At 67.3% G+C, this 13,244-nt stretch carries 10 protein-coding genes and 1 pseudogene; 4 read left to right on the forward strand and 7 right to left on the reverse strand.

Annotated elements, in window-relative coordinates:
* Positions 1 to 3 precede the first annotated feature (3 nt).
* The 4 genes from V5F66_RS08835 to V5F66_RS08850 all read right to left on the reverse strand — a co-directional run bounded on the left by V5F66_RS08835 (position 4) and on the right by V5F66_RS08850 (position 6,317).
* On the reverse strand, positions 4 to 1,686 hold the full coding sequence (locus V5F66_RS08835) for an APC family permease (RefSeq protein WP_012115160.1): 1,683 nt from the start codon (positions 1,684 to 1,686) through the stop codon (positions 4 to 6).
* 240 nt (positions 1,687 to 1,926) lie between these two features.
* Positions 1,927 to 4,245, reverse strand: a complete 2,319-nt coding sequence (locus V5F66_RS08840) for a DUF1989 domain-containing protein (RefSeq protein WP_394093665.1) — start codon at positions 4,243 to 4,245, stop codon at positions 1,927 to 1,929.
* Between the two features lie 13 nt (positions 4,246 to 4,258).
* Positions 4,259 to 4,771: a flavin reductase family protein gene (locus V5F66_RS08845; RefSeq protein WP_394051574.1), complete on the reverse strand. Its 513-nt coding sequence runs from the start codon at positions 4,769 to 4,771 to the stop codon at positions 4,259 to 4,261.
* A gap of 142 nt (positions 4,772 to 4,913) precedes the next feature.
* Positions 4,914 to 6,317 (reverse strand): acyl-CoA dehydrogenase family protein, encoded by a 1,404-nt coding sequence (locus V5F66_RS08850; RefSeq protein WP_041575696.1) that lies wholly within the window; start codon positions 6,315 to 6,317, stop codon positions 4,914 to 4,916.
* A 385-nt stretch (positions 6,318 to 6,702) separates the two neighbouring features.
* Here V5F66_RS08850 and V5F66_RS08855 point away from each other — a divergent pair, with 385 nt between their 5' ends.
* Positions 6,703 to 7,833 carry an aminomethyltransferase family protein gene (locus tag V5F66_RS08855; RefSeq protein ID WP_012115164.1) on the forward strand — a complete coding sequence of 377 codons (1,131 nt, stop codon included), beginning with the start codon at positions 6,703 to 6,705 and terminating at the stop codon, positions 7,831 to 7,833.
* 47 nt (positions 7,834 to 7,880) lie between these two features.
* Here the strand turns inward: V5F66_RS08855 and V5F66_RS08860 are convergent, their stop codons facing one another.
* On the reverse strand, positions 7,881 to 8,822 hold the full coding sequence (locus tag V5F66_RS08860) for a ring-cleaving dioxygenase (protein WP_394093666.1): 942 nt from the start codon (positions 8,820 to 8,822) through the stop codon (positions 7,881 to 7,883).
* 716 nt (positions 8,823 to 9,538) lie between these two features.
* Between V5F66_RS08860 and V5F66_RS08865 the strand changes: the two are divergent.
* From V5F66_RS08865 to queD, 3 genes and pseudogenes are all read left to right on the forward strand, one after another.
* A pseudogene (locus V5F66_RS08865) lies at positions 9,539 to 9,997 on the forward strand (alpha/beta hydrolase); the annotation flags it as partial.
* Positions 9,998 to 10,433: 436 nt separating this feature from the next.
* Positions 10,434 to 11,069, forward strand: a complete 636-nt coding sequence (queE, locus tag V5F66_RS08870) for a 7-carboxy-7-deazaguanine synthase (RefSeq protein ID WP_394093667.1) — start codon at positions 10,434 to 10,436, stop codon at positions 11,067 to 11,069.
* Positions 11,066 to 11,455, forward strand: coding sequence for a 6-carboxytetrahydropterin synthase QueD (gene queD / locus V5F66_RS08875; protein WP_012115168.1), 390 nt, complete (start codon positions 11,066 to 11,068; stop codon positions 11,453 to 11,455). The genes queE and queD overlap by 4 nt, the downstream gene beginning before the upstream one ends.
* 6 nt (positions 11,456 to 11,461) lie before the next feature.
* Here queD and V5F66_RS08880 read toward each other — a convergent pair whose 3' ends face one another.
* Positions 11,462 to 12,013 carry an NADPH-dependent FMN reductase gene (locus tag V5F66_RS08880; protein WP_012115169.1) on the reverse strand — a complete coding sequence of 184 codons (552 nt, stop codon included), beginning with the start codon at positions 12,011 to 12,013 and terminating at the stop codon, positions 11,462 to 11,464.
* Positions 12,014 to 12,105: 92 nt separating this feature from the next.
* The gene (locus V5F66_RS08885) at positions 12,106 to 13,242 is read right to left on the reverse strand and encodes a DUF1513 domain-containing protein (protein WP_394093668.1); all 1,137 of its coding nucleotides are present in this window, start codon (positions 13,240 to 13,242) and stop codon (positions 12,106 to 12,108) included.
* Positions 13,243 to 13,244 lie beyond the last annotated feature (2 nt).

The following is a 13,244-nucleotide window of genomic DNA, read 5'->3' on the forward strand; positions in this document are numbered from 1 at the left end:
CGCTCAGTAGACCGCGAGGGTGCGCGCCACGATGATCACACCGGCACCCAAGGCGAGGGCGAGGTAGGGCAGGAGGCCCGCCCTGGTGCCGGCGCCGGTTTCGGATTTCAGGTGCATGTCCTCCATCATCGCCGCCGGGAACTGACCCTTGTCCGTCACATAATGGCGGAACAGGAAGACCGGGATGATGGCGGCCGAGACCACGAGCCCCGTCACCAGCGTGCCGGCACCCCAGATGTCCGCGCCCATGCCGAGCAGGAACAGGTTCACGTAGGCCAGCACCGTGCCCATGGCGATGAGCCAGGTGGGCGCCTTGAACGGGCGTTCCCAGTTCGGCCGGTCGATGCGATGCATCCAGGCGGCGTTGAGGTTGAGGAAGTTGAACAGGATGTAGCAGACGTTGGAGATGGCGAGGATGAACACGTAGTCCGACATCATCAGCAGGATGAGGTTGAAGCCGAGGTCGGTCCACATGGCCTTGGTGGGCGCGCCATTCTCGTTCACGTGGCTGAGGTACTTGGGCAGCCAGCCATCCACGGACGCCTGGTAGAGGGTGCGCGAGGAGCCTGCCATGGAGGTGATGATGGCGAGCATGAGGGCGAGGATCAGCATCACCACGATGACATGGTGGACGATGGGCCCGCCCTTGATCATGTCCGCCATGGCACTGGCGACGCCCATGCCGGAATAGATGTCGGCGGACAGGATGCCGTCATAGACCGCAGGCGTCGTCACCGTGCCGGAGGCGTCCACCACCGCCGGCGTCACCAGCTGGCCGAGGCCGAGCACGCCCTGGAACGAGATGGGCACGATGGTGAAGACGAAGATGCACAGGAGGCCCGAATAGAGGATGGCCTTGAAGGTGTCGGTCTTGGGGTCCTTGAACTCGCGCGTGTAGCAGACTGCGGTCTCGAAGCCGTAGGTGGACCAGGCGGCGATGAACAGGCCGCCGGCCATTAGGGTGATGCCGGCCATGTCCCACGACCCGGCGATGACCTTGCCCGCCTCGTCCTTGGCGAGCGGCGCGAACGGGCCGAGATGGGCCGCCAGCACGTCGCCGGTGATGAGGGGCACGACGCCGATGAGCACCAGCGGCAGCAGCGCCACCACGCCCAGGATCACCTGCACCCGCGCGGTCTGGCTGATGCCGCGGTGCTGGATGGCGAAGGCGACGAGCAGCAGCGCGGCGCCGAGGAAGAAGGTGGCGTTGAGGCGCAGGGCAAGGCCCGTCTTCAGCCAGCCGAGATCCACGAGGGTGAGCTGCCAGGTGTTGATGGCGGCATCCGCCGGGAACAGGATGGACAGCACATAGCCCGCCGCGAGGCCGGAGCCGATGGATAGCACCGGCGACCAGGCCAGCCAGTTGCACCATACCGAGAAGGGTGCGAGCAGCTTGCCGTAGCGCACCCAGGCGATGGCGCCATAGACCGAGGCGCCGCCTGACTTGTGCGGGAACAGGCCGGCGATCTCCGCATAGGAGAAGGCCTGGATGAAGCCGAAGATGATGGACAGGATCCACACGAACCAGGCCGGCGCGCCCACCGTGGCGCCGATGGCGCCGATGGAGAACAGCACGAGCGCGGGCACCCCGCTCGCGATCCAGAACGCTCCGGTCCAGCTGATCTTGCGTTGAAGTGTGCCGGCCTCTGGGGGGGCGGCGGCCCCGGTGGTTGCTGCAATGCTCATGTGGTTCCCCTCATTTTTATGCGAGGGAGTTTCTCGGCAAGAAAAAAATTTGTCAATCAAGATGTGCGGATGACGCAAGGTTAGTTTGAGTGGTTTTTTGAATTTTGATTGTGCTTGAATTTCAATAACTTGCGAATTACGCACGCGAAAATACCTCCAGACGAAATGTCGTCTGGAGGTCTTCAAAGCAATACATGGCATTAGCGGCCGAAAGCTCGATCGGCCGCCGTGCATCGCCCGTCAGGCACGCACCCGGGTCTTCTGCGGGTCGAAGTGCGGGAAGGGCACGATCTCGGCGCCGATGCGTTTTTTCAGGCCGTCCAGCTTGCCGATCTCCACCTGCGTGCCCGTGGCCCCATGGGCGACATCGATCCGCGCCAGCGCGATCTGGCCTTTCAGGATGGGCGAATGGGTGGCGCTGGTGACGACACCCACCTGCGCGCGGCCCATGTAGAGCGGGTCGCCGTGGCCGACCGCGTCATTGCCCTCGATCCTCAAGCCCACCATCTTGCGGGCCGGACTGGCCTTGCGCCGCATGAGCGCCGCCTTGCCCACGAAATCCTCCTCCTTCTCCGCCACTGCGAATCCGATGCCGGCCTCGAACGGGTCGGTCTGGTCGCAGAAATCATATCCGGCGAACACCAGCCCCGCCTCGATGCGCAGCATGTCGAGGGCGGCAAGGCCCAGCGGCTTCATGCCTTTCGGCACACCCGCCGCCCACACGGCGTCGAAGACCGCGCCCGCATCCTTCGGGTGGCACCAGATCTCGTAGCCGAGCTCCCCCGTATAGCCGGTGCGCGAGACCACCAGCGCCGGCCCCATGGGGCCGCTGAGCCGGGCCACGGCGAAACGGAACCATTTCAGCTCGGCAATGGCGGGCTGCGTCGGGCCGGTCCAGATCACCTCGGCGAGGATCTCGCGGGAGAGCGGCCCCTGCACCGCGATATTGTGCAACTGGTCGGTGGAGGAGCGCACGAAGGCGTTCAGCCCCCATTCGTTCGCCTTGTCCCGCAGCCAGGCGCCGGTGAATTCCTCCCCGCACACCACCCGGAAGTTGGACGGCGCGAGGCGGAAGATGGTGGCGTCGTCGATCATGCCGCCATGGTCGTAGGTCAGCGCCGTGTAGACCACCTGTCCCACCGCCAGCTTGCGCATGTCGCGCGTCACCGTGCGCTGGAGCAGCAGCTCGGCGTCCGGCCCGGTCACCTCGAACTTGCGCAAAGGGGAGAGGTCCATCACCGCCGCCGTCTCGCGGCAGGCCCAGTATTCGGCGATGGGACCCTCGCCGGTGAAGCAGGTGGGCAGCCAGAAGCCGCGATACTCCACGAAGCTGCGGGTCATCTGCGCCAGGCGCGGATGAAAGGCGCTCTCGCGCGTCAGGCGCGGCTCGGCTGCGGCATTCATGCGGAATGCGGTCCCCTTGGAGAAGCTCTCGGCGCCGTCATAGACGCGCACATGGATGTCGGTGGGCACCCAGCCGTTGGCCGGGTCGATGTCGTCGGCGCAGGACGAGGTGGCGCAAACGAGGTCGGTGAGCGCCTTCATCAGCACATAGTCGCCGGGCCGCGACCAGGGCTCGTCCATGGTGAGCGCGTTGGTGTGGTCCACGGCGGTATTGTAGAAGAAGTTGATGGCCGGCCAGCCGGCGCGCGTGCGGATGCCGTAGGGCGCAAGCACCGCGTTGAAATTGTCCGAGCAATTGGCGTGACCCGGATAGCCCATGTCCTCGTAATATTTGGCGGAGCAGGCGAGCGCGAAGGTGTCGTGCCGGCCCACCGTGTCGCGGATCACCTCCACCAGCGGGATCTGGCGCTCGTCATAATATTTCGAGTGCAGCCCCGGCCCCGGATAGGCGGCGCCCATGAGGGTGCGGGTGGTGGTGGCGTCGAGGCCGAATTCCGCGCCCTGCTCCAGCGCCGCCGCGTCGAAGGCGAGGAAATCCGAGCACTGGCGTCCGTCCACGTCGATGATCTGGATATAGTCACCGGCCTTCACCCGGAAGGCGCGGGCCTCTGCAGCCGGGACCCTGAGGTCGAGCGTCGGCTCGGCCAAAGGCTCCGGCAGCGGGCGTTCGTTGCCGGGGGCGCGGGTGACGGTGACTTCGATGTCGGTCGGCGCGTCCTGCCCATCGGGCGCCATGGGGCCGCCGGGGGCCGCCACCACCACCAGAACCTCGCGCCGCGCCGTGAGCACGACCTGCGTCTGTGCCGAATGATCGCCGGCGAGCACTATGTGCCCGGTCACGGCCGCCGGCGCGATCCCCCGCGCCGCCAGCGCATGCGCCACCTGCGCGCTCCCCTCTCCCCCCAGAGCCAACACCTCCGCGAGGCCCGCATCGGCCGGGCCTTCGAGGCCGAGCACGGTGCTGTCCGCCCGCCCTTCGCCATCGATGGCGAACACGAGGGCCGGCTGTAGCCCTTCGCCGTCGTGGATCGCGATGGCGTCGCCGGCACCGAGCACGATCGCGGCCACACCGCCGCCGCGCACCACCACGCATTCGCGGGGGCGGGTGGCGGGCGCGCTGCGCGACGGGCCGGGCGGGAGGAGGGAAGCGTCCATTCAGCCCTCTGGTTCAGCTGTCTTGCATGAGGCTCGCGAGCAGCCGGTAACTGCCGCGGTAATAAAGAAGAGGATCGCCCTCGCCGTCGGTGTGCATGTGCACCACCCGGCCGACGAAGATCACATGGTCGCCCCCGTCATAATGGGCATAGGGCACGCACTCGAAGACCGCATGGGCGGATTCCAGCCGCGGCGCGCCGAGCCGCCCGTCGGCGCACGGCGTGTCCGCGAACTTGTCCTCGCCGGCGCGGGCGAAGCGGTTGGAGATTTCCTTCTGGTGCTCCAGCAGGATGTTGACCGAGTAGGCCTTTGCCTTCTCCAGCCGCTCCAGCGAATGGAGCGAGCGCGCCATGCAGAACAGGATCAGCGGCGGATCCAGCGAAACGGCGGAAAAGGAATTCACCGTGACGCCCATGGGTCCTTCGGAATCCTTCGCCATCACCACGGCGATGCCGGTGGCGAAGCGGCCGAGGGCATTGCGCAATTCGCGCGGATCGAGACGGGCGTCGAGATCAATGGCAGTCATCGAACGGAACTCTCTGAAATGGGTCACTGCATCCATGATAATCCCTCTTGATGGCAGGCGCTCGGAGGGATGGCGCAAAGCCGCAGGACGGGTGCGGGAGGGTGAGCGCGTGCCGCCCTCCCGCTTTTTCAAGCCTTCTCGTTCACGCCACCTTCGCGGGCTGGATCTCGGCCAGCAGCTTTTCGGCCAGCGCCCGCTTCTCGGCGTCGTCCATCTTCTTGATCTCGTTGTTGAGCACGCGCTCGTTGATGGACTTGTTCCAGTAGTCCAGCGAGCCGAAGCCGAGCAGCGAGGCCTTGCCCACGAACTGGCGCAGTACCTCGTTGGTGGGGCCCATCACCCAGCCGGCCTTGCCGTCGCGCAGGTAGCGCTCGATCTGGAGCGCCGGGCGGAAGCCGGTGCCGCCGGTGGCGTGCAGCATCTTGTCCACCACATGGGCCACGTTCTTGGCCGCCTCGAACTTCACCTGCCACAGCCAGTGCAGCAAGGCGGAGCGGGGCAGGGCGTCCACGTCGGCGTGGATGGACCAGTCGCAATTGTTGGTCACGCTGTCGAGCGCCTGCGCCATCTGGAAGTCCAGCGCCCGGCAGGCATTGGTGTCCATGATCGCCTCGCCCACATAGTCCTGGATGGTGGGATAGTCGGCGACGCGCATGCCCACGTCATTGTGGGTCTTGCGGGTGGTGTGGCGCTTGGCGATGTCGATGACCGCCAGCGAAATGCCGTTCCAGCAGGCCGACGAGCAGGTGAGGAAGAACGGGTCCACCACCTCGTCGTTGGACTTGGCGCCGTCGCCGATGGGGCCGACCAGGGCGTCCTTCGGCAGGATGGCGTTTTCCACCACGATCGGGCCGGACTGGTTGCCGCGCAGGCCCAGGCCATCCCATTCGGAGGGGTTCGCCTTCACCTCGTCCTTGGTGACGAGGAAGCAGGACAGGTCCGAATAGTCCCCGGCAAAGCCGGGGCTGGTGGTCTGCACGATGTACCAGTCGGCAAAGCCGCCGGAGGTGGTCCAGGAGGCCTTCTTGGTCACCTTCCAGCCGTCGCCATAGGCTTCCGCCTTGGACGAGATGGGATACCAGAAATGGGAGCCGGTCTCGGGGTCCGAATAGGACAGGGTGCCGATCAGCACGTCCTTGTCCAGCCGCTTGAGGATGTCGGTGAGGATGGGGTTGTCGTGGTGGCGCAGGAGCGCGGCCGCCGTGGCACCCAGGTGCATGGTGTAGCACATGGCGGTGGAGGGGCAGCCGTAGCGGGCGATGGTCTCCACCACCATGGCGGCGCACAGGTGATTCTCGCCCAGTCCGCCCAGCTCCTTCGGCACGTTCAGCGCGAGCAGGCCGAGGGAGGCGAGAGCCTCGAAATTCTTGCGGGGGTAGACGTAGTTGGCGTCGCTCTCGACGGCGTTGGCGCGAAGCGTGGTCTCGCACAGGGCGATGAGCTTCTTCTGCAGTTCCTTCTGCGCCGGCGTGAGCAGCCATTGGGGATCCCACTCGAAGCCGAGACCCCAGAATTCTTCCTTGCCCCACATCTTCACATCGGACATGATTTCAAGCTCCGCCTGGGCCGGCGCCCCGACCGGGCCGTCCCGCAGTTGCGATCTTCGCGAAGGCGGCAGTCTGTTCCCCTCAGTGAACTTTTTTGACGCCGTAGAAACACTGTGCCGATGATTGCGGCTTGTGCAAGCCCATTCGTTAGGCGTCATGGCGCTCAATTTTCAGCCGGATATGGCCGCGCTTAGCGGCGATGGGCCTTTGCCCTGCCTCGATATTGCGCATGGGGCAGAAATTATTTCTTCTCAGGAAAATCAATTGACACTGAAGTGCCGTGCCGCACAGGATGCGCCCCGTCGCGGCGGGCGTGCGGCGCATCGCACCCCGTCGCCTTCCCATTCAATGCTGTCCGACAGCTGAAAAGAGAGAGGGGACAGAATGACGAGCGCACCCATCTGGCGCCAATCGATCCTCAACGAGCGTCACCGGGAACTGGGGTCGAAGCTCGAGGACTCGTGGAACGACATGGCGATCCCGCAGCACTACGCCACCGATCCCTATGAGGAGACGGAGGCGGTGCGCACCCGCGCGGGCCTGTTCGACGTGTCCGCCCTCAAGATCATCAACGTGGGCGGCAAGGACGCGCTGGCCTTCCTGAACCAACTGGTCACCGCCGACATCACCAAGGTGCCGGCCGGCCGCTCCGCGATCGCCTCCATCGTGGGCGACGACGGCGGGCTGATCGATGACGTGCTGATCTATGTGGATGGTGACGGCGCGTTCCGCCTCTCCCACGGCGGCGGCGCGCTGGAAGACGCGCTGCCCCTCGTGGCCGAGGGCTTCGACGTCACCTTCTCCCGTGACAACGACGTGCACATCCTGTCGCTGCAGGGCCCCAAGGCCCTCGACATCCTCGCCCCCCACACCCCCATGGACCTGAAAGGCCTGCCCTATTTCGGGCACGGCAGGACCACCCTGTTCGGCGTGCCGGTGTCGCTGGCGCGCGGCGGCTATTCGGCCGAGCGGGGCTATGAGGTGTTCTGCGCCGCCAAGGACGCCGTCGCCCTGTGGGACAAGATCCTGGAGGCGGGCAAGCCGTTCGGCGCCATGCCGGTATCGTGGGATTGCCTGGACATCGTGCGGGTGGAAGGCGCCTTGCTGTTCTTCCCCTTCGACATGCCCCACAAGGACACCACCCCGTTCGAGGTGCTGATGGATTGGTCGGTGGACCTCTCCAAGCCGGACTTCCGCGGCAAGGCGGCCCTCCTCGCCCGCAAGGGCACCGAGCGCACCCACCAGGCCGGGCTGGAAGTGCTCGCCGCCAAGGCCATCACCCCCGGCGCGAAGATCTTCAAGGATGGGGAAGAGGTGGGCGTGGTGAATTCCACCACCTACAGCCGACACCTCATGAAGTCGCTGGCCCTGGTCTCGCTGCGGCCGGACGTGACCGCCCTCGGTACCGGCGTGAGCGTGGTGGATGGCGAGGAGAGCTTCGAGGCCAATGTGGTCCGCACGCCCTTCTACGATCCCATGCGCCTGCGCACGCACCCGCTGGACGAGCGGGCCTGAATCAGAAGGGGCCGGCAGAACCGGCCCCTTCCTTTCGCGTCCTCGGTTCAGAGCGGCTCGAGGCCGGCCTCGATGGCGGCCCGCCGGCCTTCCAGGAATGGCGGCAGCGCCAGCTTCTCACCCAGATGGGCGGCGTCCTCGTCCGCGGCGAAGCCCGGCCCGTCGGTGGCCAGCTCGAACAGGATGCCGTTGGGCTCGCGGAAATAGAGCGAGCGGAAATAGAAGCGGTCCACCTTGCCGCTGTTGGGAATGCGCAGGTCCTTCAGCCGCCGCGCCCACTCGTCATATTCATCGAAGGTGGTGACGCGGAATGCCACGTGATGCACCGCGCCCGCGCCCTGCACGGCGGGGGCAAGGCCGGGCTCCACCTTCACATGCACTTCGGCGGCGGGCCCGCCTTCTCCCATCTCGAACACGTGGATGGCACGGCCTTCCTCGCTGGCGTAGGTGCGCACCTCCCGCATCCCCATCACCTGCGTCAACACCACGGCCGTGGGGGCAAGATCCGGCACCGACAGCACGATAGGGCCAAGGCCGCGGATCTGGTGCTCGGTCGGCACCGGGCTCCTGGCCCAGGGCACGCCGGGACCGCGGCCGCCATCCACGATCAGGCCCAGGCGCTGGCCCTCCCGGTCCTCCAACGGCAGCATGTCGCGGCCGTCGCGGGTTTCGATGCCGCTGTGGGCAACGCCGGAATCGGCGAGGCGGCCGGCCCAGTAGTCCAGCGCCGCGTCATCCCGTACCCGCAGGAAAGTGCGCACCGCCGCGTGGCTGCCGCGCTGCTCGCGGGGCACCGGCCAGTCGAAGAAGGTGAGATCCGTGCCGGGGCTGGCTTCGCCGTCGGCATAGAACAGGTGATAGGCCGAGGTGTCGTCCTGATTCACCGTCTTCTTCACGAGGCGCATGCCCAGCGTCTGGGTGTAGAAACGGTGGTTGTAGGGCGCGTCCGCCGAGACGGCGGTGACGTGATGCAGACCGGTGAGGTCCATGGCGGTGTCTCCGGGGAGGGACAGGCCTCCGTTCGTGATGTTGGGTCGGAGATAGGACCGCCGCCGCCGTTAAGCGAGACTCGAAGCCGCAAAGCCAGTTTGCCAAAGTGCAAGTAACGGGGCTGAAAATGGCGTACTGAGTGTGCTGCGGCGCATGATGTCTTCTCGCGCGGCCCTATCTGACTTTGCGGCACGCCTCAACTTGATACCTCCCGCCAAGCTGGCGTTCAGCATTGGACCCAAATTACCGCGCATCCTCCGGTCTGATGTGCCATGAAGACTCAGCCACAGGTGCGCGTGGAGGGGACGACGTGCTGATTTTCGAGCGGGTGGGGTTGGTATCCGGCATGGGTGTGGCCGGCATGCGGCGCGCCGGGATGCGCCTTGCCGCCACGGCTTTGTGCCTCACTTTGCTCGCCGGCTGCTCCGACCGCCCCGGCCCCGAGGCGCTGACGCCCACCACCGCCAAGGCGCCCGGCGCCCGCGAGCACGTCATTCTCGTCGCCTCGACCCGTGAGCGGGACCCGCGCCCCGGCGTCATCTTCAACGGCGAGCGCTCCACCAGCCTCAATTTCGCGAAGGTGGACCTCTCCGTTCCCCCCGCCCACAAGGCGGGCGAGATCGAATGGCCCAAGAAGGGCGCCGGCGATCCCGCCACCGACATGGTGGTGCACGAGGCCATCTATCGCGATACCGAGCAGGACTTCCTGCGCGACATGAAGAGCGAGCTGGCGCGCCGTCCTGCGGGCCAGAAGAAGGTGTTCATCTTCGTCCACGGCTACAACACGCAGTTTTCCGAGGCGCTCTATCGCCTCGCCCAGATGGCGCATGACGCCGACGCGCCGGCGGTGCCGGTGCTGTTCACCTGGGCGTCCCGGGCGACCACCGAGGCCTATGTCTACGACAACAACAGCGCCACCGCCGCCCGCGACAACCTGGAAGAGACCATCCGCCTCGCCTTCGGTAGCGGCGCGGACGAGGTGAGCATCATGGCCCACTCCATGGGCAACTGGGTGACGGTGGAGGCCCTGCGGCAGATCCGGATTTCCGGCAAGCCGGTGCCGCAGAACAAGGTGGGCAACATCATCCTCGCCGCCCCGGACATCGACGTGGACGTGTTCAAGAGCCAGCTCAAGCGCTTCGGCAAGCCGGCGAAGCCCTTCGTCGTCATCGTCTCGCGCGATGACAAGGCGCTGGGCATCTCCGAATTCCTCGCCGGCAAGAAGCAGCGGCTAATATTCCAACGACGCGGAACTGGTGGACCTCGGCGCGGTGGTGGTCGACATGACCGACGTGAAGGCCCTCGACAGTTTCAACCACGGCAAGTTCGCTCAGCTCGCGGAAATGGCGCCGCAGCTGCGCGGCTCGGTGTTGCGCGGGGAGGCGGCCGGCGGAAAGCCGGCGCCCTCGCTGTCCATGGACGGCGTGCGCATCACCGGACTCGACCGGCTGCGCCCGCAGCCGACGACGCAGCAGCCGACGACGCAGCAGGCGGCGGTCGCGGTGGACGACGACGCGGCCGCGCCGGCTCCCGCCGCGCAATAGGCGCGGGCCTGCCGGGCGCCGCGGCGGCTTCCCCCCCGCGCGCCTTCGGGCTAAAGGCATCGGCCCATGGCCTATGCTGTCAAAGAAATGTTCCTCACCCTCCAGGGCGAGGGCGCCCAGGCGGGGCGCGCGGCGGTGTTCTGCCGGTTTGCGGGCTGCAATCTGTGGTCCGGCCGGGAGGACGACCGCGCGGAAGCCCAATGCCGCTTCTGCGACACCGACTTCGTCGGCATGGATGGGGAAGGCGGCGGCCGCTTCGTTGACGCCGCCACGCTGGCCGCCGCCATCGCCGCCACCTGGGGTTCTGCCGCGCCCGAGCGCCGCTTCGTGGTCTTCACCGGCGGCGAGCCGCTGCTCCAGCTCGACACGGCGCTGGTGGATGCAGTCCACGCCCTCGGCTTCGAGATCGCGGTGGAGACCAACGGCACCGTGGACGCGCCGGACGGCATCGACTGGATCTGCATGAGCCCCAAGGCCGGTACAGACCTCAAGCTCACGCGCGGCCATGAGCTGAAGCTGGTCTTCCCGCAGCCGGGACTTGCCCCCGAGGCCCTGGCGGGGCTCGATTTCACCCATTTCTTCCTGCAGCCCATGGACGGACCGGACCGCCTGCGCAATACCGAGGCGGCGGTGGCCTATTGCCTCTCGCACCCGCGCTGGCGGCTGTCCCTCCAGACCCACAAGATGATTGGTATTCCATGAGTTCGAGCGCCACCCCGGTGCCGCGGCGCGCGCGCATCACCCAGGGCTTCACCTTCGAGGCCGCCCATTTCCTGCCGCACGTGCCGGAAACCCACCGCTGCCGGCGCATGCACGGCCATTCCTACCGCGTGGACCTGACGCTGGAAGGCCCGGTGGATGCCGTGACGGGCTTCGTGGTGGATTTCTTCGACGTGGAAGCCGCCTTCGGGCCGGTGCTGAAGCAGCTCGACCATTACTGCCTCAACGAGGTGGAGGGGCTGGAAAACCCCACCGCCGAGATCATCGCCGCCTGGATCTGGGACCGGGTGAAGCCGGTCCTGCCGTTGCTGTCGTCCGTGCGGGTCTATGAGACCCCGTTCTCCTTTGCGGAATTCGACGGGGATTGATGAGGCTCAGGCCGTCGCCTGGGCCTGCTTCACGAAGCCATGGAAGGCTGAGAGCTGCTTGCCGACGAAGTCGCGCGTGCCCTGGTCGGTGAGCACGCCGTCGGTGATCTTGGTATGCGCCTGCGCCACCATCACCTCCGGCACGTTCATTACATGGGCGTCCACCGCCACCAGCACCTGGCGCAGGTGATACTGCGCCCGCGCGCCGCCCATGGTGCTGGGCGAGGCGGACATGATGAGGGTGGGCTTGCCCTTCAGCGGCTGTGTCTTCAGGCGGGACAGCCAGTCCAGCGCGTTCTTGAGCCCGCCGGGGACGGAGTAATTGTATTCCGGGGTCACGATGACCAGGGCATCGGCTGCCTTCACCCGGTCGCCCACGGCGCTGACCTGGCCGGGGAAGCCGGCGGTCTCGATGTCGCCGTCATAGATGGGCATGTCCGCCACCGAGGGCAAAAGATCGATCTTCACCCCGTCGGGGGCGAGATCGGGGAGCGCGCGGGCGAGCGCCGCGTTGAGGGAGCCTTTGCGCACGCTGCCCACCAGGACCACCCAGTTCATGGCTTGCCTCTTCTTCTCTTGTCCGCCCGCGGCGGAATCACAGAAGACAACGGTGAAGCCCGCGTTTGGGTTTCACAAGTCGGGCTGACGTATTACCCGATCCGCACCATGTGATTGTCGAAGCGCGGCCCGCCGGTGTGCCGTGCGGCGATGCCGACGCCCTCGGGACCTGCCGAAACCAGGATCACCTCGCCATAGCCGGAAGCGGCGACGAAGGTGCCAGCTTCCCGTCCTGCCGCGAGGCCGCAGCCGTCGGTGAGGGGGACAGCGCCCACGAAGCGCCCGTCCGCCTGCCACACCGCCACGCGATTGCCGCGCGGCGAGGCGCAGGCCACGTAGCGGCCGGAGGGGTCGTAGGCCACGGAGCCCACATAGCCGCGCAGCGCCCGCCATTCCGCATCCGGCGCGTCGAAGGCAGAGAGCGCTCCGTCACTGGCGATGCGGAACAGCAGGGGGCGCGCCTCGCCATCCTTCAGCAGGTCCTGCGCCGCCACCACCGTGCCGCCCCTCCCGTCACGGGCGAGGTGGCGCAGGGACAGGCTGGCGAGGTCCGGCGGCAGCCGCCCCGCGCCGTGCACGGCGCCGGAAGTCGGGTCGAGCAGGGCGATGCCCGAGCCGGTGACCTCGGCGTCGCGGGCCTCTGGCGTGTTGGGCTCGATGCCGCCATTCGCCACCACAAGCGCCGCGCCCGACTGCATCAGGTCGTGCGGGCCATCGCCGCCGCTCGGCCATTCCGAGACGATGGCGAAGCCGTCGTCGACGGCGCGCACCGCCACCACGCCCCGCCCCATGACATGGGCGCCCTCGCCGGGGCGCTCGATCTCGTTGGTGAGCAAGAACTTGCCGTCCGCCGTGAAGCGGCCGTGGCCGGAGAACACCCGGCCGGCGCCGGGGGCGAGGGTGGCCAAGATGCCGCCCTTGCGCCGGTCGAAGACGAGGGCGATTTGCCCCGGCCGCCGGCCCACCGCCACCGCGAGCGGGCCGGTGGGGCTCGCTTCGATGCCGTGCAGGCGCGTAGCGGTTTCTGCTTGGGTGGTGGCCGCGAAGGTGCTGTCGAGGCCCACGGCGGCGAAGCCCTCGCCCATGCCGGCCGTTGCCAGCCATCCCTCGGCGAGGGGATCGGCGCGCAGGCTGGAGGCGCCCAGCGGACCGGCAGCGAGCAGCGCCGCCGCGCCCATAAGGAAGCCCCGCCGGTCCAAAATCCCGGCGTGGTCGAGGCGCAGGCGCATGC

The sequence above is a fragment of the Xanthobacter versatilis genome (genome assembly GCF_043193975.1).
Lineage (GTDB): Bacteria > Pseudomonadota > Alphaproteobacteria > Rhizobiales > Xanthobacteraceae > Xanthobacter > Xanthobacter autotrophicus_E.

What these genes read in the sequence shown, in the direction of transcription:
- V5F66_RS08835 (WP_012115160.1), bottom strand. Translation starts at nt 1,686, where the DNA reads ATGAGCATTGCAGCAACCACCGGGGCCGCCGCCCCCCCAGAGGCCGGC.
- V5F66_RS08840 (WP_394093665.1), bottom strand. Translation starts at nt 4,245, where the DNA reads ATGGACGCTTCCCTCCTCCCGCCCGGCCCGTCGCGCAGCGCGCCCGCC.
- V5F66_RS08845 (WP_394051574.1), bottom strand. Translation starts at nt 4,771, where the DNA reads ATGACTGCCATTGATCTCGACGCCCGTCTCGATCCGCGCGAATTGCGC.
- V5F66_RS08850 (WP_041575696.1), bottom strand. Translation starts at nt 6,317, where the DNA reads ATGTCCGATGTGAAGATGTGGGGCAAGGAAGAATTCTGGGGTCTCGGC.
- V5F66_RS08855 (WP_012115164.1), top strand. Translation starts at nt 6,703, where the DNA reads ATGACGAGCGCACCCATCTGGCGCCAATCGATCCTCAACGAGCGTCAC.
- V5F66_RS08860 (WP_394093666.1), bottom strand. Translation starts at nt 8,822, where the DNA reads ATGGACCTCACCGGTCTGCATCACGTCACCGCCGTCTCGGCGGACGCG.
- queE (WP_394093667.1), top strand. Translation starts at nt 10,434, where the DNA reads ATGGCCTATGCTGTCAAAGAAATGTTCCTCACCCTCCAGGGCGAGGGC.
- queD (WP_012115168.1), top strand. Translation starts at nt 11,066, where the DNA reads ATGAGTTCGAGCGCCACCCCGGTGCCGCGGCGCGCGCGCATCACCCAG.
- V5F66_RS08880 (WP_012115169.1), bottom strand. Translation starts at nt 12,013, where the DNA reads ATGAACTGGGTGGTCCTGGTGGGCAGCGTGCGCAAAGGCTCCCTCAAC.
- V5F66_RS08885 (WP_394093668.1), bottom strand. Translation starts at nt 13,242, where the DNA reads ATGCGCCTGCGCCTCGACCACGCCGGGATTTTGGACCGGCGGGGCTTC.